This window comes from Pseudomonas sp. Irchel 3F6 (genome assembly GCF_900187595.1).
GTDB classification, from domain to species: Bacteria; Pseudomonadota; Gammaproteobacteria; order Pseudomonadales; family Pseudomonadaceae; genus Aquipseudomonas; species Aquipseudomonas siliginis.
Genome location: NZ_FYDP01000001.1, coordinates 1,121,282 through 1,144,793, shown reverse-complemented (window position 1 = coordinate 1,144,793; position 23,512 = coordinate 1,121,282). Strand labels below are relative to the sequence as shown.

General features: G+C 58.9%; 28 protein-coding genes and 1 pseudogene. 10 read left to right on the top strand and 19 right to left on the bottom strand.

The annotated features are described in order from the left end of the window. Positions 1-47: 47 nt before the first annotated feature. On the bottom strand, positions 48-2,036 hold the full coding sequence (locus CKW30_RS05015; RefSeq protein ID WP_095180155.1) for a U32 family peptidase: 1,989 nt from the start codon (positions 2,034-2,036) through the stop codon (positions 48-50). Positions 2,037-2,260: 224 nt separating this feature from the next. On the opposite strand from CKW30_RS05015, the gene CKW30_RS05010 reads away from it, so the two are divergent. Beyond that, a complete protein-coding gene (locus CKW30_RS05010) occupies positions 2,261-2,737 on the top strand; it encodes a hypothetical protein (RefSeq protein ID WP_095180154.1) in 477 nt (158 codons plus the stop codon). Positions 2,738-2,901: 164 nt separating this feature from the next. On the opposite strand, the gene CKW30_RS05005 is transcribed toward CKW30_RS05010, so the two are convergent. Then, positions 2,902-3,282, bottom strand: coding sequence for a RidA family protein (locus CKW30_RS05005; protein ID WP_024013136.1), 381 nt, complete (start codon positions 3,280-3,282; stop codon positions 2,902-2,904). Between the two features lie 215 nt (positions 3,283-3,497). Between CKW30_RS05005 and CKW30_RS05000 the strand changes: the two genes are divergently transcribed. Beyond that, positions 3,498-3,911 (top strand): cupin domain-containing protein, encoded by a 414-nt coding sequence (locus CKW30_RS05000; protein ID WP_056789598.1) that lies wholly within the window; start codon positions 3,498-3,500, stop codon positions 3,909-3,911. A 12-nt stretch (positions 3,912-3,923) separates the two neighbouring features. Here CKW30_RS05000 and CKW30_RS04995 read toward each other — a convergent pair whose 3' ends face one another. From CKW30_RS04995 to CKW30_RS04950, 10 genes and pseudogenes are all read right to left on the bottom strand, one after another. Beyond that, entirely contained in the window at positions 3,924-4,175 is a 252-nt protein-coding gene (locus tag CKW30_RS04995) for a hypothetical protein (protein ID WP_095180153.1), read from the bottom strand. After that, positions 4,172-4,429 carry a DUF6555 family protein gene (locus tag CKW30_RS04990; RefSeq protein ID WP_041480147.1) on the bottom strand — a complete coding sequence of 86 codons (258 nt, stop codon included), beginning with the start codon at positions 4,427-4,429 and terminating at the stop codon, positions 4,172-4,174. Before CKW30_RS04990 ends, CKW30_RS04995 begins: the two co-directional genes overlap by 4 nt. Positions 4,430-4,661: 232 nt before the next feature. Beyond that, the gene (locus tag CKW30_RS04985) at positions 4,662-5,213 is read right to left on the bottom strand and encodes an ATP-dependent Clp protease proteolytic subunit (RefSeq protein WP_095180152.1); all 552 of its coding nucleotides are present in this window, start codon (positions 5,211-5,213) and stop codon (positions 4,662-4,664) included. Positions 5,214-5,589: 376 nt separating this feature from the next. Next, positions 5,590-5,706, bottom strand: a pseudogene (locus tag CKW30_RS04980) (general stress protein); the annotation flags it as partial. 309 nt (positions 5,707-6,015) lie between these two features. Next, positions 6,016-6,246, bottom strand: a complete 231-nt coding sequence (locus CKW30_RS04975) for a hypothetical protein (RefSeq protein ID WP_016774936.1) — start codon at positions 6,244-6,246, stop codon at positions 6,016-6,018. A 161-nt stretch (positions 6,247-6,407) separates the two neighbouring features. Next, entirely contained in the window at positions 6,408-7,445 is a 1,038-nt protein-coding gene (locus CKW30_RS04970; protein WP_095180151.1) for a DNA topoisomerase IB, read from the bottom strand. A 71-nt stretch (positions 7,446-7,516) separates the two neighbouring features. Next, positions 7,517-8,596, bottom strand: a complete 1,080-nt coding sequence (modC, locus tag CKW30_RS04965) for a molybdenum ABC transporter ATP-binding protein (protein WP_095180150.1) — start codon at positions 8,594-8,596, stop codon at positions 7,517-7,519. A 3-nt stretch (positions 8,597-8,599) separates the two neighbouring features. After that, the gene (modB, locus tag CKW30_RS04960) at positions 8,600-9,280 is read right to left on the bottom strand and encodes a molybdate ABC transporter permease subunit (protein ID WP_095180149.1); all 681 of its coding nucleotides are present in this window, start codon (positions 9,278-9,280) and stop codon (positions 8,600-8,602) included. Beyond that, positions 9,281-10,048, bottom strand: a complete 768-nt coding sequence (gene modA, locus CKW30_RS04955; protein ID WP_095180148.1) for a molybdate ABC transporter substrate-binding protein — start codon at positions 10,046-10,048, stop codon at positions 9,281-9,283. Positions 10,049-10,181: 133 nt separating this feature from the next. Further along, positions 10,182-11,246, bottom strand: a complete 1,065-nt coding sequence (locus CKW30_RS04950) for a nitronate monooxygenase family protein (protein ID WP_095180147.1) — start codon at positions 11,244-11,246, stop codon at positions 10,182-10,184. A gap of 206 nt (positions 11,247-11,452) precedes the next feature. Here CKW30_RS04950 and CKW30_RS04945 point away from each other — a divergent pair, with 206 nt between their 5' ends. Then, positions 11,453-12,436: an MDR family oxidoreductase gene (locus CKW30_RS04945; RefSeq protein WP_095180146.1), complete on the top strand. Its 984-nt coding sequence runs from the start codon at positions 11,453-11,455 to the stop codon at positions 12,434-12,436. On the opposite strand, the gene ada is transcribed toward CKW30_RS04945, so the two are convergent. From ada to CKW30_RS04925, 4 genes are all read right to left on the bottom strand, one after another. Further along, positions 12,426-13,487 carry a bifunctional DNA-binding transcriptional regulator/O6-methylguanine-DNA methyltransferase Ada gene (gene ada, locus CKW30_RS04940; protein ID WP_095180145.1) on the bottom strand — a complete coding sequence of 354 codons (1,062 nt, stop codon included), beginning with the start codon at positions 13,485-13,487 and terminating at the stop codon, positions 12,426-12,428. The genes CKW30_RS04945 and ada overlap by 11 nt on opposite strands. Positions 13,488-13,567: 80 nt before the next feature. Continuing rightward, a complete protein-coding gene (gene alkB / locus CKW30_RS04935) occupies positions 13,568-14,239 on the bottom strand; it encodes a DNA oxidative demethylase AlkB (protein WP_095180144.1) in 672 nt (223 codons plus the stop codon). Between the two features lie 7 nt (positions 14,240-14,246). After that, complete coding sequence (locus CKW30_RS27265; RefSeq protein WP_016774926.1) at positions 14,247-14,417, bottom strand: hypothetical protein; 171 nt, start codon at positions 14,415-14,417, stop codon at positions 14,247-14,249. Positions 14,418-14,445: 28 nt separating this feature from the next. Then, positions 14,446-14,748: a DUF1883 domain-containing protein gene (locus CKW30_RS04925; protein ID WP_007912251.1), complete on the bottom strand. Its 303-nt coding sequence runs from the start codon at positions 14,746-14,748 to the stop codon at positions 14,446-14,448. Positions 14,749-14,959: 211 nt separating this feature from the next. Here CKW30_RS04925 and CKW30_RS04920 point away from each other — a divergent pair, with 211 nt between their 5' ends. Both CKW30_RS04920 and CKW30_RS04915 read left to right on the top strand, forming a co-directional pair. Then, positions 14,960-15,316, top strand: a complete 357-nt coding sequence (locus tag CKW30_RS04920) for a hypothetical protein (RefSeq protein ID WP_016774925.1) — start codon at positions 14,960-14,962, stop codon at positions 15,314-15,316. A gap of 72 nt (positions 15,317-15,388) precedes the next feature. After that, complete coding sequence (locus CKW30_RS04915) at positions 15,389-15,619, top strand: hypothetical protein (RefSeq protein ID WP_016774924.1); 231 nt, start codon at positions 15,389-15,391, stop codon at positions 15,617-15,619. Positions 15,620-15,622: 3 nt separating this feature from the next. Here the strand turns inward: CKW30_RS04915 and CKW30_RS04910 are convergent, their stop codons facing one another. Both CKW30_RS04910 and CKW30_RS04905 read right to left on the bottom strand, forming a co-directional pair. After that, complete coding sequence (locus CKW30_RS04910; protein WP_016774923.1) at positions 15,623-15,910, bottom strand: hypothetical protein; 288 nt, start codon at positions 15,908-15,910, stop codon at positions 15,623-15,625. 140 nt (positions 15,911-16,050) lie between these two features. Next, positions 16,051-16,236, bottom strand: coding sequence for a hypothetical protein (locus CKW30_RS04905; protein WP_016774922.1), 186 nt, complete (start codon positions 16,234-16,236; stop codon positions 16,051-16,053). Positions 16,237-16,494: 258 nt separating this feature from the next. On the opposite strand from CKW30_RS04905, the gene galU reads away from it, so the two are divergent. After that, the gene (gene galU, locus CKW30_RS04900; protein WP_024013124.1) at positions 16,495-17,334 is read left to right on the top strand and encodes a UTP--glucose-1-phosphate uridylyltransferase GalU; all 840 of its coding nucleotides are present in this window, start codon (positions 16,495-16,497) and stop codon (positions 17,332-17,334) included. A 129-nt stretch (positions 17,335-17,463) separates the two neighbouring features. Beyond that, positions 17,464-18,822 carry a glutathione-disulfide reductase gene (gorA, locus tag CKW30_RS04895; RefSeq protein WP_095180143.1) on the top strand — a complete coding sequence of 453 codons (1,359 nt, stop codon included), beginning with the start codon at positions 17,464-17,466 and terminating at the stop codon, positions 18,820-18,822. Here the strand turns inward: gorA and CKW30_RS04890 are convergent. Next, a complete protein-coding gene (locus CKW30_RS04890; protein ID WP_095180142.1) occupies positions 18,819-19,835 on the bottom strand; it encodes a DNA-binding protein in 1,017 nt (338 codons plus the stop codon). The genes gorA and CKW30_RS04890 overlap by 4 nt on opposite strands. A 177-nt stretch (positions 19,836-20,012) precedes the next feature. On the opposite strand from CKW30_RS04890, the gene CKW30_RS04885 reads away from it, so the two are divergent. From CKW30_RS04885 to ahpF, 3 genes are all read left to right on the top strand, one after another. Continuing rightward, on the top strand, positions 20,013-20,951 hold the full coding sequence (locus CKW30_RS04885) for a site-specific integrase (protein ID WP_056789641.1): 939 nt from the start codon (positions 20,013-20,015) through the stop codon (positions 20,949-20,951). 137 nt (positions 20,952-21,088) lie between these two features. After that, complete coding sequence (ahpC, locus tag CKW30_RS04880) at positions 21,089-21,652, top strand: alkyl hydroperoxide reductase subunit C (RefSeq protein WP_016774916.1); 564 nt, start codon at positions 21,089-21,091, stop codon at positions 21,650-21,652. Between the two features lie 124 nt (positions 21,653-21,776). After that, a complete protein-coding gene (gene ahpF / locus CKW30_RS04875) occupies positions 21,777-23,339 on the top strand; it encodes an alkyl hydroperoxide reductase subunit F (RefSeq protein ID WP_095180141.1) in 1,563 nt (520 codons plus the stop codon). The last annotated feature ends 173 nt before the right edge of the window (positions 23,340-23,512 follow it).

Genomic DNA, 23,512 nt, shown 5'->3' with positions numbered 1-23,512 from the left:
AGCCAGGCATGCGTGCGCGATGCCGAAGCACCGCGCACGCCGGTCACTCAGTGCGGTGCGCGCGGGATGGTTTTCATCAGGTCTTCAGGGCTGATGTGGCCGACCACGCTGCCCGGCTGCGGCAGGTTCAGAATGTGGCCTTTCATCTTGCCGATGATGTGCATCTCGCACGGCTTGCAATCGAACTTCAACGTCAGCACTTCATCGCCGTGGATCAACTGCATCGGCGCGACCTTGGTGCGCACGCCGGTCACGCCTTTGGCCTGTTTCGGGCACAGGTTGAAGGAGAAACGCAGGCAGTGCTTGGTGATCATCACCGGCACCTCGCCTGGCTCTTCGTGAGCTTCGTACGCCGCGTCGATCAGCTTGACGCCGTGACGGTGGTAGAAGTCGCGGGCCTTCTGATTGTAGACGTTGGCGAGGAAGGTCAGGTGCGAATCCGGGTACACCGGCGGCGGCGTGGTTTCGGCCTTGCGGCTGCCACGCGGATGCGCGGCGACACGCGCCGCAGTCAGCGCTTCGATCACTTCGCGACGCAGCGACTTGAGCTGCGAGTTGGGAATGAAGAACGCTTGCGGCGCATCCAGCTTGACGTCGGTGGCGTGGTACTGCGTGGTGCCGAGCTGACCAAGCAGGTCGCGCAGTTGCTCCAGCGCCTGCTCCGGCTTGTTGGCAACGCCGAACGGCCCGTTGAGGGTGACGCTGGCGCTGATGCCTTCTTCGCTGGTCGCGGTCACTTCCAGCTGTTCTTCACGCAGACGAGCGAACCAGCTCAGGGCCACGCGACGTTCCGAAGAAGTTTTCTGCAACGCCTGCTGCCAGTTGTGATCGAGGTTGCGATTGAGCGGGTGGCTCGGACGCAGCTTGAACAGGCCCTCGGGCATTTCGTTCGGCTCGACGCGGTAGCGGTAGCGCTTCTCGCCGTCTTCTTCGAACTCGCCTTTGGCCTCGGCGATGTTGGCGCGGAAACCGACCACTTCGCGCTTGACCAGCACGTTCAGGCCGTCGCCGTTGGACAGCGGCTCGTGAGTGACAACCTGCATGTCACGCTTGCCGACTTTTTCCACCGTGCCGACCGGCAGCCCGGTGAAGGTTGGCGAATCGAAGGCGCCGATGTCGATCTTGCGATCGGTCACGAAGTAATCGGTGCTGCCACGGTGGAAGGTCTTTTCCGGGTCGGGCAGGAAGAAATGCACCGTCCGGCCGCTGGAGGCGCGGGCCAGGTCAGGGCGGTCTTCGAGCACGTCGTCCAGACGCTGGCGGTAATAGGCGGTGATGTTCTTCACATAGCCCATGTCCTTGTAGCGACCTTCGATCTTGAACGAACGCACGCCTGCTTCGACCAGCGCGCGGATGTTGGCGCTCTGGTTGTTGTCTTTCATCGACAGCAGGTGCTTTTCGTAAGCGATCACGCCACCCTTTTCGTCTTTCAAGGTGTACGGCAAGCGGCAAGCCTGGGAGCAGTCGCCCCGGTTGGCGCTGCGGCCGGTCTGCGCGTGGGAAATATTGCACTGGCCGGAGAAGGCCACGCACAGCGCGCCGTGGATGAAGAATTCCATGGCCGCGTCGGTTTCATCGGCGATGGCGCGGATTTCCTGCAGGTTCAGCTCACGGGCCAACACCAACTGCGAGAAACCGGCCTGATCGAGGAACTTCGCTCGCTCGAGGGTGCGGATGTCGGTCTGGGTCGAGGCGTGCAGCTCGATCGGCGGAATGTCCAGCTCCATTACGCCCAGATCCTGAACGATCAGCGCATCGACGCCGGCGTCGTACAACTGATGGATCAGCTTGCGCGCCGGCTCCAGCTCGTTGTCGTGCAGGATGGTGTTGATGGTGGTGAAGATGCGTGCGTGGTAACGGCGGGCGAACTCGACCAGTTCGGCGATTTCGCTGACTTCGTTGCAGGCGTTGTGGCGTGCGCCGAAGCTCGGGCCGCCGATGTACACGGCGTCAGCGCCATGCAGGATGGCCTCGCGGGCAATGGCGACATCGCGGGCAGGGCTGAGCAATTCCAGGTGATGCTTGGGCAAGGACATAGTTTTTTTAGTCAGGCGGTCACGGGCAAGGGGCGCATTGTACCTGTGAAACACTTGGGCGGCATCAGCGTGCCGATATCAGGTACGAAGGACCTAGCACAATACGAGGCAATGCATAACTGTAAAGACTGTCAGTTGTCCGCCCGCGTCCAAAGCGTGAACATCAGGTGGGAGCGGGAAAGTCGCTCTGGCCTATATCACGCAAGACATTGGAGATTAATATCATGAAAGGTAATAACGCCTTCGCGACGATTGGTATCTCGGATTTCGCGTCGTTTAAACCGCGTCCTCGCAAGACGGCCGAAGTGTATTACAAAGCGGTCGTGTCACCCGATCATCCGGGCATAGGCAAGCCAATATTCTCCGCTACTCGGCATCTTTATTTCGGCACAAAAGAGACGTTTAGCGTTATTGGTCAATATTTTACGGACGAGGTGGGTGAGATCATTTCATTTGTGATAGATCGCTCCCTTACGGACGGTACGCATGAAATTGGCGGGTTCGGAAGCCCTGTCGCGGGATTGATGACTATGTCGCATGAAATCTTATATGCGAAAACAGGAACAATAGAGTTTGCTCGCAAACACGAAGAAGGCATCGATTCGATTACGGCAACATTCAATTTTGAAATCGAGCACCGCGGGCAAACATACCGGGTATCAGAAGGTAAACTGTTTGTTATAGCTAGTGGTCCCCTTTAAGTTTTGTGAATAGACCGTTGACGCCAATTCGCTCAACGAGCGAGCCAGCGCATGCCAAACGGCCGCATCCTGGTGGCTGCTGTGTTTGGCGCGCGCCCTTGAGTATTTCACTGCGTACGCCGCAACCGGAATCGTGGCGGCAGCCTACGCAGTATTTCCGCAAATCAGCCCTTGGCCGCCATCGCCGTCACCTCCACACGCATCCCTTCAACCGCCAGCGAGGCGACGCCCACCGCTGCCCGCACTGGCCAAGGCTTGGCGAAATAGCGTTTGTACACTTCATTGAAAGCCCCGCGATCGCCCATGTCGGTGAGGTAAATGGTCAGGTGCAGCACCCGGTCCATCGAACTGCCAGCACGTTCCAAGGCGACTTTCAGCGCTTGCAGCGTGCACTCGCTTTGCTCGGTGATGCCGCCGAGTTCCAGGCTGCCATCGGCGCGGGTCGGGATTTGCGTCGAGACCATGATCCCGCCAAAGGTGGCGACGTCGGAAGAAATCGAATCGGTGTCCGGATCAGGCGTGAAGATGATGTCTTGATTGGCCATGGGCATCTCTTGTTTGGGTGAATGAAGATTGCGGCAGTTTACAGATTCTTTCCCACCATGGCCCGGACGGGGACCGCGACACGTTTGTATAAGCGTGTATCAGCCCTCAGCGGATACACACGGCAACACCAAACTGCGCTTTCGAGACACATCCGCCTTACATGCCGAGCCCAAAGTAGCCCTCACACCAACACTACGTTCAAGAGGGCACCACCATGTACCGTCCACTGTTTCTGGCTTCTGCCGTTGTCTTCGCCTCCCTTGCCGGTTTCGCCCATGCGGCAGATGCGCCGGCGACGAGCTGGCAGAAAGGTCTGAGCCGTACTGATCTGGTTCGCCAGGATCTCGGCGCTGACAATCGCGAGGTGATTCAGGCGCGTATCGATTTCGACGCTGGCGTCACCTCGCCTCGGCATGCTCATCCCGGCGTGGAAGTGGCCTATGTCATCAGCGGCACGTTCGAGTATCAGCTCGAAGGGCGGGCGCCGGTAATACTCAAGGCCGGTGATTCGTTGTTCATTCCGGCGGGCGTGGCGCATGTGGCGAAAAACATTGGCAGCGAAAAGGGCGTGGAACTGGCCACTTACGTCGTGCCGAAAGGCGAGCCGCTGCTGATCCTCAAACCATGACCTGCCAGGCTGCTATTTCGAGCGCGGCTTGCTCATTGCGCGCTTGATGCGCATCCAATCCTGATAGGCCGCCGTTCGCTTGGCGTCGGCCAAGGCTTTTGCTTCGCTGAAGCGAGCCCAAGACTCAGGGCTGTCGGCGTCATGCTCAATGATTCTGTAGGCCGCCTCTTCCAGCAGGTCGGCCTCGCGGAACATCGCGGCGTTTTCTGCCATCTCGTCATCCCACGATCGGCCGAAACCGAATTTCAACGTGCGCTCATTCATTTTGCGTGATCCTCCTCCCACACCAGAGGCACCGACTCGCGCCATTGCACCTCGGTTACGCCGAAGCGTTCCGCCATTGGTTTGGAAAAACGTTTCAACGGAGGCCGACCGGGGCGCGGGATGGGCGCGATTCCTGCGTCGCAACTTGCCCACTGCCACGCTTCGGCGTTGTTCATGTTTTTTGTGCGAATGACGAATGACCTGGGCTTTCCATGTAACAGGTACTCGATCACGTACAAGTCCACTGCGCTCATACATTTCCTCCGGCTGTTAAAAAGAGGGATGTCTGGCGAAATAAATAATTCAGAGAAAATTCTTTTGGCTGGGATGACCGGCATACGCCGCTTGTTTTGCGTTATACCGCCCGTTGGGGCGTGTACAAGTTGATGCGCCAATGCACTACATGATCTTGTAATGTCGCTGCTGAGAGTGGCGATCTCACTAGAATGAAACGCATCTAAAACGGCGCGTTATTCAGGAGGGGCTTCAGGAGTAAATGCATGAGCAGACAAAGTCTGCGTGAATCTCGGTGTCTTCAACCGCTGTGATCAGACCTGCATGCAAAGCTTCTTCAGGATTGATAATGCGCGGAGCCGCTGTCAGGTATTTTTCTGTCTCCAACGCATTTTTCCCGTTACTGATACGCTCGGCCACAATCTGCGCGTACAGATGCAAGTCGTAATCAAGGCTCATGGCATATTCCGACATGCGCGAATGATCAACCGCTCCCTGCAAGTGCCAATGAAAAGGGTGAAACAGAAACTTGCTATGAGTGCACGCGGTGCGGCGCTGGCCGGCGAGGAAAACGATATTGCCCATCGACTCGACCGTTCCCAGGTTATGCGTGTGTACCGGCACGGGCAGCGCCATCAGAAAGTTGTACATCGTGAAACCGTAACTGCATTCGCCACCCATGGTAGCGATGTTCAGAATCAACCTGGGGGCATCTTCCTTTACCGCACGCGAGGCTCTGTCAATCAGCTGACCGCAGGTTGAAGCATTGATCGGGCCGGTAAAGTTAATCACGTGAACAGGCATGGCAATTTCCTCGACGGGCCGGGGCTCTGCAAACGGGCTCTTTGCGCAAGGACTGGTGCTCGTCAGTCAGGAGCTGCGTTCGTACGTTGGCGTCGTTTGCGTTTCTCGAGAGTTTTCAGAGTCAACGAGCAACTGCCTGCGCTCGTAACATTCATGTTGGGCACGATCGCTGTGCTGCGGGTGGCCAGGTTTTCTTTCAATGCACGGAGACACAGCGTTGTCCGGCAGTTTCTCCGGGGAGCTTCGCGTCGCTTCTGCTACAACTTCAGCGCCTTCGTGTTGGTGTAACTGGCTTGGAGGCGTATGTGTGGAGGTGTTCATCTTTGCGCTCCGTCGAATATTACAAGGGCAGCGAGGCTGCCCTTGTATTGCTCATTTACGACTTGCGACCTCCACTGTGGCTGGATTGTCCGCCTTTGCGACCAGCTTCGGATGCTTTTTCACGATCGTTGGCGAAGTTGCCGCCAGACTGTCCGCCTTTTTTCCCGGACTCTTGCATCTTGTCACGATCGTTGCCGGCGTTACCTGTATTTTTATTTCCGGTGGTCATGATAGCTCTCCGATATCTATTAACGTTTCGCTAGTGATGTCCGTTTTCGTCATGGACACCTACTTCGATTACATATCGGTTCACGGTGTTTTGATTTTTTTTAATTGATCCGATGAGCGGTGTCTGCACTTTCAACTTGTATTGGCCAGTAGGGCACATATAACTAAAAGGGCTACGCTCAATCGCAATGGATAATAAAGAAAAACATTTACACCGATGCCGAGCCGGTTGTTGAAGTTAATTGAACCTCGACTATCTGAATCGTGGCAACGGCCGATCAATTGGCTTGAGCGTCGAAAGCGTATCGCGAATAAGCGGCGCATCTTTTTCGATGTCATGCAGTCGGTCGCGAATGCGCAAAGCTGTCGGATGCCCGCCTTGATGATCAACCCAGTCGGCGATCTCTTTGCAGGCGGCTGCCAGGCGCGCCTGACGGGCGTCGAGCAGGGTGAGGAGGGTGGTGATGGACTCTTTCTCGGACATGAAACACCTCCGTTCGCTGAAACGGCTGAGTTGCAACAAAAAGCCCGCATGGCGCGAACCTTCAGATCAACTATAGAAGCCCCGCGCGATCGTGCAAAAAATACCCAGCTCAGCTCATCGGCAAATCTTGTAGGAGTGAGCCTGCAGGGGGTTTGTGCGACTCAGGACGCCTCGCTCACCTCACACATCCGCTCGAGAAACATCGCCAAGGCTACTTCCTCAGCGCGCAGGCCTTTGCGCACTCTAGGGCGGGGCAGTTCGGCGAGCGCGCCGAGCATGAAATGTTCGAGCACCGCAGGGTGGATGTAGCATTTGCGGCACACCGCTGGCGTGTTGCCCAGCTGTTTGGCGACGTTCTTCACGGCTTCGACCACATGGCGCTTGGCCTCGGTTTCCGACTCATGCTGCAGCTCGCGCAGCACTGCCAAAGCCAATGCGCTGCCCGCCCAGGTGCGGTAATCCTTGGCGGTGAATTCAGCGCCCGTGAGCTTTTGCAGATAGGCGTTGACGTCGGAGGAGGTGACAGTGTGCCGTTCGCCGTGTTCGTCAAGGTACTGAAACAGGTTTTGCCCGGGAATCTCCAGGCAGCGCTTGATGATTCGCGCCAGACGCCGATCCTTGACGGTGATCTGGTGCTCGATGCCGCTCTTGCCGCGGAACTGGAACAGGATCGCGCTGCCATTGACCTCGACGTGGCGGCTGCGCAGCGTGGTCAGGCCATAAGAGCGATTGTCTCGCGCATATTGGGTATTGCCGACGCGGATCAGCGTGGCGTCGAGCAAGGTGATGACCGTGGCCATGACCTTGTCGCGGCTGAAGCCCGGGGCGTCGAGCAGCGCCTCAAGCTGGCGCCGCAGTTTGGGCAGGGCCAGGCCGAATTCGCGAAGGCGCGAGTATTTGTCGGCGTCGCGCACTTCGCGCCAGCGCGCGTGATAACGGTACTGCTTGCGCCCGCGCGCATCGCGGCCGGTGGCTTGCAGATGACCGCGCGGGTCGGCGCAGATCCACACATCGGTGTAAGCCGGCGGCACCGCGAGGGCGTTGATGCGTTTGATTTCGTCCGGGTCGGTGATGCGCTGGCCCGACGGTTCGAAATAGACGAACTTGCCGCGCAGTTTTTTCCGGGTGATACCAGGCTGAGTGTCATCGACGTAATGCAGATCGGCGGGCAGGGCATCTGTCAGCACGGTATCGGGCATGGCGGTTTCCTTCGGTCATACGGCAGTCTGTAACTGATTGACCGCAGGCGCTGGCCGTCGTGCCGAATGATTTACGCGAGCACCGCCACCGCCTTGATCTGCGCCCACAGCCGCTGGCCCGGATGCACGCCCAATTGGTCACGCGAGAAGCGGGTGATCCGCGCCAGCAGCGGCGTGCCGCCGGCATCGAGGCGGATCAGCACATGGGCACTGTTGTCAGCGGCCTGTTCGCTGACGACCGTAACGGGCAGACGATTGAGAATGCTGCTGGCTGCATCATTGTTCAGCGCCAGGCTGATGTCGCGGGCGTGCACTTTGCAGCGCAGAGCCTGGCCCACGGCCATCGGCGCATGGGTGACGCGAATGTTCATTGCAGTGGCCGGCAGTTGCAGGCTGAGCAATTGATAGGTGGCGTCGTAGGCGCTGACCTGGCCTTCGATGATGACCCCGGCGTCATCGCCCAGCGCCAAAGGCAGATCCAGGCGCGCAAGGGTTTCACCGATCGGGCCGCTGGCGAGAGCTTTACCGTCACGGAGCAATACCAGATGATCGGCCAGACGCGCGACTTCGTCCTGGGCATGGCTGACGTACAGCAGCGGAATATCCAGTTCGTCGTGCAGGCGTTGCAGGTACGGCAAGATTTCGCTTTTGCGCCGGCTGTCGAGAGCCGCCAGCGGTTCGTCCATCAGCAACAGTTTCGGGCTGGTCAGCAGGGCGCGGGCGATGCCGACGCGCTGCCGTTCGCCGCCGGACAGATGCTGCGGGTGACGCTCAAGCAAATGGCCGATGCCGAGCAGTTCGGTCGCTTGGTTGATATTGACCCGGCGTAGCGACTTGGCGATGCGTTTGAGACCAAACTCCAGATTGGCCAGCACCGACAGATGCGGGAACAGGCTGGCTTCCTGAAACACGTAGCCAAGCGCACGTTTATGCGGCGGTACGAAGATGCCGTTGGCGCTGTCCTGCCAGATCTCGTCATTGATCTGCACAAAACCCTGCTCGGCGCGCTCCAGCCCGGCGATGCAGCGCAGGCAGGTGGTTTTGCCGGAGCCGGAATCGCCAAACAGCGAAGTGACGCCCCGGCCCGGCACTTGCAGATCAACATCCAGTTCGAACCCCGGATAAGTGCGTTTCAGGCGTACATCAATCATCGATCAGCTCCAGCCTGCGCGGGTTTTGCGGCTGGAATACAGCGCCAGCAACACCAGAAACGAGAACACCAGCATCGCCCCGGACAGCCAGTGCGCCTGGGCATATTCCAGCGCTTCGACGTGGTCGTAAATCTGCACCGAGACCACGCGGGTCTTGTCGGGAATGTTGCCGCCGATCATCAGCACCACGCCGAACTCACCGACGGTGTGGGCAAAACCGAGGATCGCTGCGGTGATGAAACCGGGGCGCGCCAGCGGCAGGATCACGCTGAAGAACGTGTCCCAGGGATTGGCGCGCAACGTCGCGGCGACTTCCAGCGGGCGGGTGCCGATTGCCGAGAAAGCGTTTTGCAGCGGTTGCACCACGAACGGCAGGGAATAGATCACCGAGCCGATCACCAGCCCGGTGAAACTGAACGTCAGCGTGCCCAGCCCCAGCCATTGAGTGAACTGGCCGAGAAAACCGTGCGGCCCCAGCGCCAGCAGCAGATAAAAGCCGATCACCGTCGGCGGCAGCACCAGCGGCAGGGCGACGATGGCGCCAATCGGGCCACGCAACCACGACGAGGTGCGCGACAGCCATAACGCGATCGGTGTGCCGATTATCAGCAGGATGACGGTGGTCAGCGACGCCAGTTTCAGGGTCAGCCAGATCGCGGCGAAGTCGGCACTGGTCAGCGACATTTACAGTTCATATCCGAAGGATTTGATCACCGCAGCGGCTTTCGGCCCTTTGAGGTAATCGACCAGGGCCTTGGCAGCAGCGCTGTCCTTGCCTTTGTTCAAGATCACCGCGTCCTGTTTGATCGGATCATGCAGGGTGGCCGGAACAATCCATGCCGAGCCGCTGCTGATTTTGCCGTTCTTGAAGATTTGCGACAGCGCCACAAAGCCCAGTTCGGCGTTGCCGGTGGAGACGAACTGGTAGGCCTGAGTAATGTTCTGGCCTTCGACGATTTTGCTTTTCGTGGCTTCGCTCAACTGGAGTTTTTCCAGCACCTGGGTGGCGGCGAGACCGTATGGCGCGGCTTTCGGGTTGGCGATGGACAAGTGCTGGTATTGGTTGGTTTTCAGCACGTCACCCTGTGCATCCACATAACCTTCTTTTGCCGACCACAGCGCCAGCGTGCCAATGGCGTAGGTGAAGCGCGAGCCTTTGACGGCTTCGCCTTCCTGCTCGAGCGTTGCCGGGGTGCTGTCGTCAGCGGCGAGAAACACTTGGAAGGGCGCGCCGTTTTTGATCTGGGTGTAGAACTGGCCGGTTGCGCCGTAAGCAGCGACCAGTTTGTGCCCGGTGTCTTTTTCGAAGTCGGCAGCGATGGCCTGGATTGGCGCGGTGAAATTGGCGGCGACCGCCACTTGCACTTCGTCAGCCTGCGCGGCGCCGATGCTGAAAAATGCGAGGAATGAGGCGAGACAGGCAGGGGCGAGGCGTGTGGCAGCAGGTGTCATGTAAAGGCTCCGTGATCGGCATTGAATGCTTTGCTTTGGATAACGCCGATACACGGGCGCAATCGCTGTATACGGAAATATATAGCGATATGCCGCCAAGTGGCGAGGGAATAAATCCGCTCGCCGCGTAAATTCAATGACGGTTGAGTTTCGCCAATGCGCCCTCGGCGAGTTGCCGGGTCAGTTCAGCGCTGCCGATATCCTTGCCCAACGTCAGCGCCTGACCGGCCCACAGATTGGCAAAATCGGCGTCATCCTTGGCTCGCAGCGGCATCAGCGCGCCGCCGGCCAACGGAAAGGCTGGCGCTTGCGCTGACATCGGGCCGAGTTCGCGCATCGCCCGATTGACAATGCCCCGCGCCGGACGTCCGGTGAAAATGTTGGTGATGGCGGTCTGGCTTTCCTTGGCGGTACGCAGGGCCTTGTGGTGTGAGGCGCTGACTTTGGCTTCCGGCGTGAACAGGTACGCCGTGCCGACTTGCACCGCCGAGGCGCCGAGCATGAAAGCTGCGGCAACGCCTCGCGCATCGCTGATCGCGCCCGCCGCGATCACCGGCACTTTCACCGCGTCGACCACCTGCGGCACCAGGGCGAAGGTGCCGACCTGGGTGCTCAGATCATCGCTGAGAAACATCCCGCGATGGCCCCCGGCCTCATAACCCATGGCGATGATCGCATCGCAGCCGTGTTGCTCCAGCCAGATCGCTTCTTCGACCGTGGTGGCAGACGAAAGGATTTTCGCCCCGGTTGCCTTGACCCGATCAAGCAGATTTTTCTCCGGCAGCCCGAAATGAAAACTCACCACTTCGGGGCGGAATTCTTCGAGCACGGCACACGCGGCCTCGTCGAACGGAGCACGGTTGGACACCGGCGTCGGCGCCTCGAAATCGGCACCGAGTTCGCGGTAGTAAGGTTCGAGCAGATTTTTCCAGTCCCGGGCTCGCTGCTCATCAGGCGCCGGTGGCTGATGGCAGAAGAAATTGACGTTGAACGGCTTGGTGGTGTGCTGGCGAATCGTCTTCAGTTCTTCGCGCAGTTGCTCGATGCTCAGCATCGCTGCCGGCATTGAACCGAGGCCGCCGGCATTGCACACGGCAATCACCATCGAAGAATTGGTCGCACCGGCCATCGGGCCTTGGATGATCGGCAGTTCGATACCGAGAAGATCAAGGATACGGGTGTCTGGCCACTGGCTCATAAAGCAATTCTCCGAACGATGAAACGGGCAGGGACGGCAAGCGGTTTTAGCAGCAAAACCGGCTGCGGGGCCAGTCTGAAATTCTGAACATTACGTGCAGTTTTTCAGCGTCGGTGCGGGTGGCTTAGCGAAAGTCGAGTGTGGCAATGTGTTGCGATGTGTTATTTCAGGGCACGCTTTCTTCCCATTATTTTCGAGGGGCCGTCATGTTCAATGCCATTCTGATCGACAAAGACGACAGCGGTTATCGCGCCAATCTGCAGCAAATCGATGAGCAGCAACTGCCCGAAGGCAACGTCAGCGTGAACGTGGCGTACAGCACCCTGAATTTCAAGGACGGCCTGGCGATCACCGGCAGCAGCCCGGTAGTACGCAAGTTTCCCATGGTGCCGGGGATCGATCTGACGGGGACTGTCGAGTCCAGTTCGCATGCCGATTTCAAGGCGGGCGACCGAGTGCTGCTCAACGGCTGGGGCGTCGGTGAGAGCCACTGGGGCGGGCTGGCGCAAAAGGCTCGGCTCAATGGTGACTGGCTTATTCCGTTGCCCGAAGCTTTCACGCCGGCGCAAGCCATGGCCATCGGCACCGCAGGTTACACGGCAATGCTGTGCATTCTGGCGCTGGAGCGCCATGGCCTGACACCGGATCACGGCGAAGTGCTGGTCACCGGCGCCAATGGCGGGGTCGGCAGCTTTGCCATCGCCTTGCTCAGCAAGTTGGGCTACCGCGTGGTGGCATCCACCGGCCGTGTATCCGAGCATGAATACCTGCAGCAATTGGGTGCTGCCGACATCATCGATCGAGCCACCTTGTCCGAACCGGGCAAGCCGTTGGCGAAAGAGCGCTGGGCGGCGGTGGTCGATTCGGTCGGTAGTCATACGCTGGCGAATGCTTGCGCCAGCACACGCTCGGAAGGCGTGGTCGCGGCATGCGGGTTGGCGCAAGGCATGGATTTCCCGGCCTCGGTAGCACCGTTCATTCTGCGCGGCGTAACGCTGGCCGGGATCAACAGCGTGACCCAGCCCAAGGCGCGCCGTATCGAGGCCTGGGGCCGACTGGCCAAGGATCTGGATTTCTCGTTATTGCAATTGATCAGTCACGAAATCAGCTTGAGCGAAGCCCTTGAGGCCGCGCCCAGATTACTCGCCGGGCAACTGCGGGGCAGGGTGGTGGTCGACGTCAATCGTTGAGTTCGCGCTCAAGCAGTTGGCGTTTGCGCTCGACGCCCCAGCGGTAGCCGGAAAGATTGCCGTCACTGCGCACCACGCGGTGGCAGGGAATCGCCACCGCCAAACGGTTGGCCCCGCAAGCCTGGGCCACGGCGCGCATCGAAGTCGGCGCGCCGATGCGTTGCGCGATTTCGGCGTAACTTGCGGTGCTGCCTGCGGGGATCTCACGCAGCGCCTGCCAGACGCGCTCCTGAAACGCTGTGCCGCGTATATCCAGCGGCAAGTTCAGGCCCGTCGCGGGCGCTTCGACAAAGCCGACGACGCTGGCGATCAACTGTTCAAATTCGCGGTCGGCGCCGATCAGGTTGGCCTTGCGAAACTGATCCTGCAGGTTGCAGACCAGCTGGTGCGGATCGTCGCCGAGCAGAATCGCGCAGATCCCACGTTCGCTTTGCGCCACCAGAATCGCCCCCAGCGAGCATTGGCCAACGGCAAAGCGAATGTCGTTGTTCTGCCCGGCAGCGCGATAGTCGGTGGGCTTCATGCCCAGCAGTTGATCGGCTGATTCGTAAAAGCGGCTGTTGGAGTTGAAGCCAGCGTCATACAGCGCGTCGGTCACCGAGCCGCCGTCCGCCAGGCGCGCACGCAGTTTGCGTGAGCGATGCGCCGTGGCGTAAGCCTTGGGCGTCAGGCCGGTCGCGGCTTTGAATACTCGATGAAAATGGAAAGGGCTAAGGCCGGCGCTGGCGGCGAGGCTGTCGAGCGCGGGCAATGTCTCGCACGCTTCGATCTGCCGGCAGGCTGCTGCGATGATCGCCGCATGTTGCGCGTCATTCTGGTCCTTGCTGGCGCGTTTGCTCGGCCGATATCCGGCAGCTTCGGCCAGTTCGGCGGTGTCGAAAAACTCGACGTTCTGCGGTTTCGGCAGGCGCGCCAGACTGCTCGGCCGGCAGTAGATGCCAGTGGTTTTGACCGCATAGACAAATTGCCCGTCGGCACGCGGATCGCGCGCCACCACAGCGGCCCAGCGGGGATCGTGTTCAATGCTGATTGTCTTCGAAAGCGTGTCCATGAGAGGGAATCCGTTGACCTGTTTGATTCAGGTTAACCAGCATCGTAACCCGCAACACTCCGCGCCTTGCGGTCAAACTTTTATTGAGCGCCCGCGACGCGGAAGGTGATGTTGATGCGCCGCTCGCCCAAGAGCGGGTGACGGCCAGGTTTGATTGGCAGCACGCCGTGATAGCGCAGGCGGTCCACGCCGCCCCAGACCACCATGTCGCCGTGCAACAGCGGGATGCGCTGGGTTTTATCGCTGCGTTCGAAGCCGCCGAACAGAAACATTGCCGGCAAACCCAGCGACAGCGAAACGATGGGCGCGGCATAACCTTTTTCGTCTTTGTCCTGATGCAGCGACATCTTGGCGCCGGGGACGTATTGGTTGATCAGGCAGGAGTCGGCCTGAAAATCCGGGAAACCGGCGCGCTCAGCCGCTTGGTGTGCCAGTTCGGCAAACACCGCCGGCATCGACGGCCACGGCAAGCCGCTGAGTGGATCGACGCTGGAATAACGGTAACCGCTGCGATCGGTGATCCAACCCAGCTGTCCGCAACTGCTGGTGCCGACCGACATGCTGAAACCGCCGGGCGTGACCATGTGGCGTGGCGGGGCGGCGGCAAGAATGGCGTCGAGCTCGGTCAGCAGTTGCTCGACCTGTGGCAAGGCGAATCCGCGCAGCACCCACGATTGTTCGCCGATCTGCTCGGCGCGGGGCTGCTGTACGGGTTCGTTGTCGGCGAACAGGTCAAACGTGGTCGGTTGCATGATTCGGTTACAGCGCTTTGCTGACCTTGATGTCACTGAGTTCTTCGTCAGCGTGCATTTTCTTCAGCGCCGCCTTCGCTTCCTCGTCAGTGCCGGTTTCCAGTTCAGCGAATTCGAAACGCTGTTCACCGTCCAGTTTGTACTTGATCACGTATTTGGTTTTTTGCGCCACGGTCATGTTTCCCTTTCAGAATAGGCTGCGCGTCTCAGCTCAGTTTAGTGCTGGAGCGACGGATGATCTTGATCGAGTGGGTCAGCGTCGGCTTGCGCGTCACGCTGATTGCGCGGCGGTTGACGGTGTCGATGGTGATGTTCCAGAAGCCGGTGCTCGGTGCGGTGATGCGTGCCGGGAACGTGTCGAACGCGCCGCCGTGATAGGTGTGACGGCCGCCGTTTTTGAAGCTGCGGAAGTTGGCGTCGTTCATCAAACGGATGTTGCACATCTGCGAGCATTGAATGACGACGATGTCGTCTTCGTTGAGGTGCTCGCGCTGGTGAATGAATTTCATGGGCGCCTCCAGAAGGGCTTTTTCTACTAAATCAAAACGATAGCTTGTCGATGGGCGCAGTTTATCAGCCCGCACGGGTTATTATCTGGCCGTCGGGCGTTGCTTTGACAAATTTTGAACAGAACTTCGCCATGGCGGGCGGGTTAAATGCACAAGGCCCCGGAGAAAAGCGGCATTTGTGCTGTCGGACGGTCTTTAACGGAGGATTTATATGAAGTGGGGTGTGGTGTGTGTGCCGTTGATTCTGGCGATGGCCGGTTGTGCAAATGTTTCCGAAATCAATGAAACGCTGCCAACCATGAGCGTGATCTCCGGCAAAAAGCCCCAGGAGTATGCGCAGTGTCTGACCGACAAGCTCGCTGACAGTCGTGGTGCGTTGCAAGTCCAGCCGCAGAAAGACGGTGTACGAGTCATCGTTCCCGGCAAACTTTCGTCAGGCCCGGCAGCCGTGTTTGATATCGAAGATCGCGCCGGCGGCAGCAGCATCAAGCTGCATGAGCGCATGTCCAACGTGCCGGTTCGCCCTCGCGATGTACAGAAAGCTGCGAACGCCTGTATTTCCGGCTGATAGACTATCGAACATCAGCACCCGATGCCGTCACAGTCCTGCTGTGGCGGCATTGTCATTTATGGAGTCGCAATGAAGCGAGAGCACGTGCGGGAGCGCCACGCAGAGGGCCTTATCTCTGCCACTCATGTCATCCAGAACCCGGCGAATCCGGGTGAATGGATCGTGTTTTTCAAGAAGAGTGCAGGGCGCAGCTACTTTTTGGTGGATGACAATGATGAAGTCGAGTCCTTCAATCGGCTCGACGACCTGATCGAGGTCGTCCGTGGCCTCGGGATCAAATTCGCCGAAATCCACATGTAAGGCTTACTTGCAGACGACCACGACGTTGCGCGTCTTGTAGTTGCCAACGTCAACGCCCAGGGTTTTGTCATCTTCCTTGGGCGCCGGTGTGCCATCAGTGCCGACGATGCGATAGCCGGTGCCGGCGCAGGATGCATCGGCCTTTTCGTAGCACATGGCCCATGAGTTGGCTTCGCCGGAACAGTCGATGCTCAGACCCTGTTCGCCATTGTTCAGATAGGTGGGCTGCGAAGTGGCACAGCCGCTCAGTACCAATACCGCGAAAAGCGGCTGCAGTTTGTTCAGGTTCATGGTTGCGAGGTCTTCAAGTGGGGGACTGGTTGCTCTGACAGCGCCGCGATGAAAAGGTTATAGCGATTGGCCACTTGTTTGCCAACAAAGCACAAAAAAGCCCTGCATGCTGGCAGGGCTTGGCGCAAGTGCTAAAAGGATCAGTCCTGATCTTTGCCTCGGCGCTTGGAAGAAGCAGGCGTATCAGTGAACACCGAGGCCACATCTGTCGCCATCTGCTCGCTGTCGAAAGGCCCGGCGATATGTTCGCCATTGGTAGTGGTCAGCGTCCACTTGCCGTCTTTCTTGTCGATCACATACCCGTTGATGATTTTTACCGCAGCCATCTAGTCTGTCTCATTCGCTGGTTCAAAGGCGCCATGATAGCGGCAAATGCTCGCAATGGGGGCTGATAAGCGTATGGTGATCCTGTTTGCCCGGATCTTGAGCTACGCTGACGCCGCCGCTGAAATACCCGGATGGAACTATCCGCGCGAATATTTCTCTATGTTGGCATCGGTTAGCCAGCGCGGGGCATTGTAAGGCGCACGCCGCCTGATTAGACTGCCTCGAAACTCGTACACACAGCCTTTTCAAGGACTTATATGATCAAGAAATGCTTGTTTCCAGCAGCCGGTTACGGCACTCGCTTCCTCCCAGCGACCAAAGCCATGCCTAAAGAAATGCTGCCGGTGGTAAACAAGCCACTGATCCAGTACGGCGTTGAAGAAGCACTGGACGCGGGCCTGACTGAGATTTCCATCGTCACCGGCCGTGGCAAGCGTGCTCTGGAAGACCACTTCGACATCAGTTACGAGCTGGAAAACCAGATCAAGGGCACCGACAAGGAAAAGTACCTGGTCGGTATCCGCAAGCTGTTGGACGAGTGCTCGTTCTCCTACACCCGTCAGACCGAAATGAAAGGTCTGGGCCACGCAATCCTGACTGGCCGCCCACTGATCGGTGACGAACCGTTCGCCGTGGTCCTGGCGGATGACCTGTGCGTCAACATCGACGGCGACGGCGTACTGACCCAGATGGTCAAACTGTACAAGCAGTTCCGCTGCTCGATCGTCGCGATCCAGGAAGTCGATCCGCAGGAAACCAACAAGTACGGTGTCATCGCCGGCGAAATGATCCGCGACGACATCTACCGCGTGCACAGCATGGTCGAGAAGCCAAAGCCGGAAGACGCGCCGTCGAACCTGGCGATCATCGGTCGTTACATCCTGACCCCGGACATCTTCGACCTGATCGAACAGACCGAGCCAGGCAAGGGCGGCGAAATCCAGATCACCGACGCCCTGATGAAGCAGGCCCAGAACGGCTGCGTCATGGCCTACAAGTTCAAGGGCAAGCGTTTCGACTGCGGTGGCGCTGAAGGCTACATCGACGCGACCAACTTCTGCTTCGAAAACTTCTACAAGACTGGCAAGGCTTACTAATAGTCTTCGCCGCGTCTGCAAAAGAAAGCCACCTTCGGGTGGCTTTTTCATTTTCCGCCCTTATATGGATGGCAGTGCTTGCCCAATGAATGGCTGCGGGTATGCTGATGGTCTGCCGAGGAGATAGAAATGGCCTACGATTTTGACCTTTATGTGATCGGTGCCGGTTCCGGCGGTGTGCGGGCTGCGCGGTTTGCCGCCGGCTTCGGGGCGAAAGTGGCGGTGGCCGAAAGCCGTTACCTGGGCGGCACGTGCGTCAACGTCGGCTGCGTGCCGAAAAAGCTGTTGGTCTACGGCGCGCACTTTGCCGAGGACTTCGAGCAGGCGTCCGGTTTCGGCTGGAACCTGGGCGAAGCCAACTTCGACTGGGCCACGCTGATCGCCAACAAGGATCGCGAGATCAATCGCCTCAACGGCATTTATCGCAATTTGCTGGTCAACAGTGGCGTGACCCTGCATGAGGCGCACGCGAAAATCGTTGGGCCGCACGAGGTCGAGGTTAATGGCGAGCGCTTCACCGCGAAAAACATTCTGATCGCCACCGGCGGCTGGCCGCAGATCCCTGAAATTCCGGGGCATGAGCATGCGATCGGTTCGAATGAAGCGTTCTTCCTCAAAGAGCTGCCCAAGCGTGTGCTGGTGGTCGGCGGCGGTTATATTGCCGTCGAGTTCGCCGGAATTTTCCATGGCCTCGGCGCCAACACCACGCTGCTGTATCGCGGCGATCTGTTCCTGCGCGGCTTCGACGGTGCGGTGCGCAAGCATCTGCAAGAAGAATTGACCAAGCGTGGCCTCGATCTGCAATTCAATGCCGACATTGCGCGCATCGACAAGCAGGCCGACGGTAGCTTGAAGGCGACGCTCAAGGATGGTCGCGTACTCGAAGCCGACTGCGTGTTCTACGCCACCGGCCGGCGTCCGATGCTGGACAATCTGGGCCTGGAAAACACCGATGTGCAACTCGACGACAAGGGCTTCATCAAAGTCGACGACGAGTATCAAACCACCGAGCCGTCGATTCTGGCGCTGGGCGACGTCATTGGTCGCGTGCAGCTGACACCGGTCGCGCTCGCTGAAGGCATGGCCGTGGCGCGGCGTCTGTTCAAGCCGGAGCAATACCGTCCGGTGGACTACAAGATGATTCCGACCGCCGTGTTCAGCCTGCCGAACATCGGCACGGTCGGTTTGAGCGAAGAGGAAGCGCGCGAATGCGGCCACGAGGTGGTGATCTTCGAGAGCCGCTTCCGGCCGATGAAGCTGACCCTGACTGACTGCCAGGAGAAAACCCTGATGAAGTTGGTGGTCGACGCCAAAACCGACAGGGTGCTTGGCTGCCACATGGTCGGCCCGGACGCTGGCGAGATCGTGCAAGGTCTGGCGATCGCCTTGAAGGCCGGCGCGACCAAGCGCGACTTCGACGACACCATCGGGGTGCACCCGACGGCCGCCGAAGAGTTCGTCACCATGCGTACGCCGGTCAGCGCTTAAGCGTCTGTCGCTTTGGCCGAGTCTGGCGCTGCCGCAACGGCAGACGCCAGACGCTGGCTGTCTTCAAGGCTTGCCTGAACCTTGAGCAATTCCCTTTCCAATGACTGATTGAGCTGCGTTTGTTCGTCGACGCTCTGCTTGAGCGCCTGGCTTTCCAGTGCCGCCACGCGCAGACGTTCCTGGAGGAGGGTGCGCTCGCTGTCCATGCGCGTGGCCTGCTCGAGCAACTGATCCTGACGCTGATTGCTGTGCTTGAGCTGATCCTGCACAAGATTCAGCTCGCGCTGGGTGCCACGGTTTTCGGTAAGCAGGCGTTCGTTGTCGCGGTGCAACTGCGTGATCTCGTCCTGGCGCACCAACGCGCTCTGCTGGGCTTGACGCAATTCTGCCTGTATCTGCTGAAGTTGCCCTTCATGGCGGGCCTGCTCCTGCTCGCGCTGTTCCTTGGTGGCGTTACGGTAATGCTCCAGCGCATCGCGGGCGTGCAGGTGTTTTTCTTCCAGTGAGCGGATCTGTTCGTCCTTGTCCTGCAAGCGCAATTCAAAGTCGGCCAATGCCTGGTTGAGGCCGGCGTTGCGCGTCTGTTCGGTTTGCAGCATCGAGCGGGTGTTGCTCAGCGCCTCGGATTCGCGTTGCAGTGCGGCGCCTTGAATGTCGTGGTCGTGCTCGAGTTTTTCCAGCGCCTGGCGCGTCTGCTTCAGCTCGGCTTCCAGTGCTTGGCGTTGCTCCTCGAACTGTTCGCGGGCTTGCTTGATGGGTTCCTGTGCTTGTTCTTTCAGGCGCTGGGCGAGTCGAGAGACGAGGGCGGTGAGCTCATCATCGATCGGTTCTGCTGACGCCTCATTCGGCTGGGCACCGTCGTCCAGTTCTTTCAGATAGCGATGGATCGTGGTTTTCGAGCCGGTGTTGCCCATTTCAATGCGTACTGCATCGATGCTTGGGTGTTCGCCGCGAGCCAGGATCGCTGTGCGTGCGATTTGCACCAGTGCTTTGGTAATGCCGCCACGGGCCATGTGAACTCCTACGTTTGCGTACTGTGGTACATGCCACTAAAGTACGCAGTGTACCATGCTGAAAATATAGGTAAATCGTTAAGGTAAAACAGGCGGGATATACTGGTATTACCCAATGTCAGGGGGCAAAATGCGCATCTGCATGCCTGAACCCGTACGCCAGCGAGAAAACTGCCCATGAGCGACATTGATCGATATCTGCAAGCCGCCACCCGGGACAACACTCGCCGCAGCTATCGCATGGCGATCGAGCACTTCGAGGTGACGTGGGGCGGATTTCTGCCGGCTACTGCCGACAGCGTTGCGCGCTATCTGGTGGCGCACGCTGGCGTGCTATCGATCAACACGCTGAAGCTGCGTCTGTCGGCGCTGGCGCAGTGGCACAACAGTCAGGGGTTTGCCGATCCCACCAAGGCGCCAGTGGTGCGCAAGGTGTTCAAGGGCATTCGTGCTTTGCACCCGGCGCAGGAAAAACAGGCTGAGCCGCTCCAATTGCAGGATCTGCAGCGCGTGATCGATTGGCTTGAGCAGGAGGTGCAGACGGCCCGGGAAGAACAGGACCGCCCGACCTTGCTCAAGGCGTATCGGGATCGCGCGCTGATTCTGTTGGGCTTCTGGCGCGGCTTTCGCAGCGACGAGTTGTGCCGCTTGCAGATCGAGCATGTGCAGGCGAGTGCTGGCAAAGGAATCACTTTGTATTTGCCGCGCAGCAAGGGCGACCGGGAAAACCTCGGGCAGACTTATCAGGCCCCGGCGCTGCTGAAGCTGTGCCCGGTGCAGGCCTATATCGATTGGATTACAGAGGCTGCGCTGGTGCGCGGCGCGGTGTTCCGCAGCATTGATCGCTGGGGCAATCTGAGCGAGGAGGGGCTGCACGCCAACAGCATCATTCCGCTGTTGAGACAGGCGTTGCAGCGCGCCGGGATTGCCGCCGCCAATTACACCAGCCATTCACTGCGGCGTGGCTTTGCCACATGGGCGCATCAAAGCGGCTGGGACCTGAAATCGCTGATGAGCTACGTTGGCTGGAAGGACATGAAATCCGCCATGCGCTATGTTGAGGTCAGCCCATTCCAGGGAATGGCTCGGATTATGGATAAGCCGGATCAGCCGTAGAGATCGTTTTCTTCTATTAATACAGTCAGCTAATAGCGAAAACAAATCAGCAGTATCAGGTTTGCCAATGAGCCTTCCGTCGAGTGAGTGGGTAGGATTCACCCATCAACTTCATAACCCCTGACGGAGAGTCATCGATGCCTATCATCAACAGCCAAGTAAAACCGTTCAAAGCTACCGCGTTCAAAAACGGCGACTTCGTTCAAGTCTCGGATGCTGACTTGAAAGGCAAGTGGTCCGTAGTGTTCTTCTACCCAGCCGACTTCACCTTCGTGTGCCCAACCGAGCTGGAAGACCTGGCTGACAACTACGCTGAGTTCAAGAAGCTGGGCGTGGAAATCTACAGCGTTTCGACCGACACCCACTTTGCTCACGCTGCCTGGCACAACACTTCGCCAGCCATCGGCAAAATCGAATACACCATGATCGGCGACCCTACCCACGTCATCTCCCGCAACTTCGACGTGCTGATCGAAGAAGCTGGTCTGGCTGACCGTGGCACCTTCGTGATCAACCCTGAAGGCCAGATCAAAATCGTTGAACTGAACGATGGCGGCGTTGGCCGTGACGCTTCCGAGCTGCTGCGCAAGATCAAGGCTGCTCAGTACGTCGCTGCACACCCAGGCGAAGTTTGCCCGGCCAAGTGGAAAGAAGGCGAGGCCACTCTGGCTCCGTCGCTGGACCTGGTCGGCAAGATCTAAGTCTGTGACATGCAACGCAGGGCGGCACGCCGCACCTTCTTAAGTTAGCTGCACCGCCCAATAAAAATGCCCGGGCGAGATTCGCTCGGGCTTTTTTTCGCCTCAAATAAAGGAAATCGCCCGTATGTTGGACGCCAATCTTAAAGCCCAGTTGAAATCGTACCTGGAACGGGTCACCCAACCGATCGAGATCGTTGCATCCCTCGACGACGGTGCGAAATCCCGTGAAATGCTGGACCTGCTGAAAGACGTTGCCAGTCTTTCGAGCCAGATTACCCTGATCGACAGCGGTGACGATGCCCGCAAGCCATCGTTCTCGATCAATCGCCCTGGAGCCGACATCAGTCTGCGTTTCGCCGGCATTCCAATGGGCCACGAATTCACCTCGCTGGTGTTGGCTCTGCTGCAAGTCGGTGGCCACCCGTCGAAGGCCAGCGTTGAAGTGATCGAGCAGATCCGCTCGCTCAAAGGCGAGTTCAGCTTCGAGACTTACTTCTCCCTGTCTTGCCAGAATTGCCCGGACGTCGTTCAGGCGCTGAACCTGATGGCCGTGCTCAACCCGAATATCCGCCACGTCGCCATCGACGGCGCGCTGTTCCAGGACGAAGTCAACGATCGCAAGATCATGGCTGTGCCGAGCATCTACCTCAACGGCGAAAACTTCGGTCAGGGCCGCATGGGCCTGGAGGAAATTCTCGCCAAACTCGACACCGGCGCTATTGAGCGTCAGGCCGAGAAGATCAGCGCCAAAGAAGCCTTTGACGTGCTGGTCGTCGGCGGTGGCCCGGCCGGTGCTTCGGCCGCTATCTACGCCGCACGTAAAGGCATCCGCACCGGTGTCGCGGCTGAGCGCTTCGGCGGTCAGGTGCTGGATACCATGGCCATCGAGAACTTCATTTCCGTGCAGGAAACCGAAGGGCCGAAACTGGCCACGGCGCTGGAAGAACACGTCAAGCAGTACGACGTCGACATCATGAATCTGCAACGCGCTGACAAGCTGATCCCGGGCAAGAATGGCGAGCTGCATGAAGTCCACTTCGCCAGCGGTGCAACCCTGAAAGCCAAGAGCGTGATTCTCGCGACCGGCGCACGCTGGCGCGAAATGAACGTTCCGGGCGAGCAGGAATACCGCAACAAAGGCGTGGCGTATTGCCCGCACTGCGACGGCCCGCTGTTCAAGGGCAAGCGCGTAGCGGTGATCGGCGGCGGTAACTCCGGCGTTGAAGCGGCGATCGATCTGGCGGGTATCGTGGCGCACGTAACGCTGCTGGAATTCGACGTGCAACTGCGCGCCGACGCCGTGCTGCAACGCAAGCTGCACAGCCTGCCGAACGTTACCGTGATCACCAGTGCGCAAACCACTGAAGTCACCGGCAATGGCGAGAAGGTCAACGGCCTGCGCTACAAGGACCGCACTACCGATGAACTGCGCACGGTTGAGCTGGAAGGCATCTTCGTGCAGATCGGTCTGCTGCCGAACACCGATTGGCTGAAGGGCACCATCGAGCTGTCGCCGCGTGGCGAGATCATTGTCGACAACCGTGGCGAGACTTCCATTGCGGGAATCTTTGCAGCGGGTGACGTGACGACTGTGCCGTACAAGCAGATCGTGATTGCAGTGGGCGAGGGCGCCAAGGCTTCGCTGAGTGCGTTCGATCACTTGATCCGGACTTCGGCCCCGGCGTAACTGCCAGGTCGAAAACGAAAAAACCCATGAGCGATCATGGGTTTTTTTTGCGCGTGGAAAGCCACCCCTCACCCCAGCCCTCTCCCGAGGGAGAGGGCGCCGACCGAGGTGTCTGAAGTCATCCATCGACCTGAGAGAGCCGGTCGATTATGGATTCACCGCCAATCGATCAA

Excerpts from the sequence above, each read along its gene's own strand:
- CKW30_RS05015 (WP_095180155.1), bottom strand. The coding sequence starts at position 2,036 with ATGTCCTTGCCCAAGCATCACCTGGAATTGCTCAGCCCTGCCCGCGAT.
- CKW30_RS05010 (WP_095180154.1), top strand. The coding sequence starts at position 2,261 with ATGAAAGGTAATAACGCCTTCGCGACGATTGGTATCTCGGATTTCGCG.
- CKW30_RS05005 (WP_024013136.1), bottom strand. The coding sequence starts at position 3,282 with ATGGCCAATCAAGACATCATCTTCACGCCTGATCCGGACACCGATTCG.
- CKW30_RS05000 (WP_056789598.1), top strand. The coding sequence starts at position 3,498 with ATGTACCGTCCACTGTTTCTGGCTTCTGCCGTTGTCTTCGCCTCCCTT.
- CKW30_RS04995 (WP_095180153.1), bottom strand. The coding sequence starts at position 4,175 with ATGAATGAGCGCACGTTGAAATTCGGTTTCGGCCGATCGTGGGATGAC.
- CKW30_RS04990 (WP_041480147.1), bottom strand. The coding sequence starts at position 4,429 with ATGAGCGCAGTGGACTTGTACGTGATCGAGTACCTGTTACATGGAAAG.
- CKW30_RS04985 (WP_095180152.1), bottom strand. The coding sequence starts at position 5,213 with ATGCCTGTTCACGTGATTAACTTTACCGGCCCGATCAATGCTTCAACC.
- CKW30_RS04975 (WP_016774936.1), bottom strand. The coding sequence starts at position 6,246 with ATGTCCGAGAAAGAGTCCATCACCACCCTCCTCACCCTGCTCGACGCC.
- CKW30_RS04970 (WP_095180151.1), bottom strand. The coding sequence starts at position 7,445 with ATGCCCGATACCGTGCTGACAGATGCCCTGCCCGCCGATCTGCATTAC.
- modC (WP_095180150.1), bottom strand. The coding sequence starts at position 8,596 with ATGATTGATGTACGCCTGAAACGCACTTATCCGGGGTTCGAACTGGAT.
- modB (WP_095180149.1), bottom strand. The coding sequence starts at position 9,280 with ATGTCGCTGACCAGTGCCGACTTCGCCGCGATCTGGCTGACCCTGAAA.
- modA (WP_095180148.1), bottom strand. The coding sequence starts at position 10,048 with ATGACACCTGCTGCCACACGCCTCGCCCCTGCCTGTCTCGCCTCATTC.
- CKW30_RS04950 (WP_095180147.1), bottom strand. The coding sequence starts at position 11,246 with ATGAGCCAGTGGCCAGACACCCGTATCCTTGATCTTCTCGGTATCGAA.
- CKW30_RS04945 (WP_095180146.1), top strand. The coding sequence starts at position 11,453 with ATGTTCAATGCCATTCTGATCGACAAAGACGACAGCGGTTATCGCGCC.
- ada (WP_095180145.1), bottom strand. The coding sequence starts at position 13,487 with ATGGACACGCTTTCGAAGACAATCAGCATTGAACACGATCCCCGCTGG.
- alkB (WP_095180144.1), bottom strand. The coding sequence starts at position 14,239 with ATGCAACCGACCACGTTTGACCTGTTCGCCGACAACGAACCCGTACAG.
- CKW30_RS27265 (WP_016774926.1), bottom strand. The coding sequence starts at position 14,417 with ATGACCGTGGCGCAAAAAACCAAATACGTGATCAAGTACAAACTGGAC.
- CKW30_RS04925 (WP_007912251.1), bottom strand. The coding sequence starts at position 14,748 with ATGAAATTCATTCACCAGCGCGAGCACCTCAACGAAGACGACATCGTC.
- CKW30_RS04920 (WP_016774925.1), top strand. The coding sequence starts at position 14,960 with ATGAAGTGGGGTGTGGTGTGTGTGCCGTTGATTCTGGCGATGGCCGGT.
- CKW30_RS04915 (WP_016774924.1), top strand. The coding sequence starts at position 15,389 with ATGAAGCGAGAGCACGTGCGGGAGCGCCACGCAGAGGGCCTTATCTCT.
- CKW30_RS04910 (WP_016774923.1), bottom strand. The coding sequence starts at position 15,910 with ATGAACCTGAACAAACTGCAGCCGCTTTTCGCGGTATTGGTACTGAGC.
- CKW30_RS04905 (WP_016774922.1), bottom strand. The coding sequence starts at position 16,236 with ATGGCTGCGGTAAAAATCATCAACGGGTATGTGATCGACAAGAAAGAC.
- galU (WP_024013124.1), top strand. The coding sequence starts at position 16,495 with ATGATCAAGAAATGCTTGTTTCCAGCAGCCGGTTACGGCACTCGCTTC.
- gorA (WP_095180143.1), top strand. The coding sequence starts at position 17,464 with ATGGCCTACGATTTTGACCTTTATGTGATCGGTGCCGGTTCCGGCGGT.
- CKW30_RS04890 (WP_095180142.1), bottom strand. The coding sequence starts at position 19,835 with ATGGCCCGTGGCGGCATTACCAAAGCACTGGTGCAAATCGCACGCACA.
- CKW30_RS04885 (WP_056789641.1), top strand. The coding sequence starts at position 20,013 with ATGAGCGACATTGATCGATATCTGCAAGCCGCCACCCGGGACAACACT.
- ahpC (WP_016774916.1), top strand. The coding sequence starts at position 21,089 with ATGCCTATCATCAACAGCCAAGTAAAACCGTTCAAAGCTACCGCGTTC.
- ahpF (WP_095180141.1), top strand. The coding sequence starts at position 21,777 with ATGTTGGACGCCAATCTTAAAGCCCAGTTGAAATCGTACCTGGAACGG.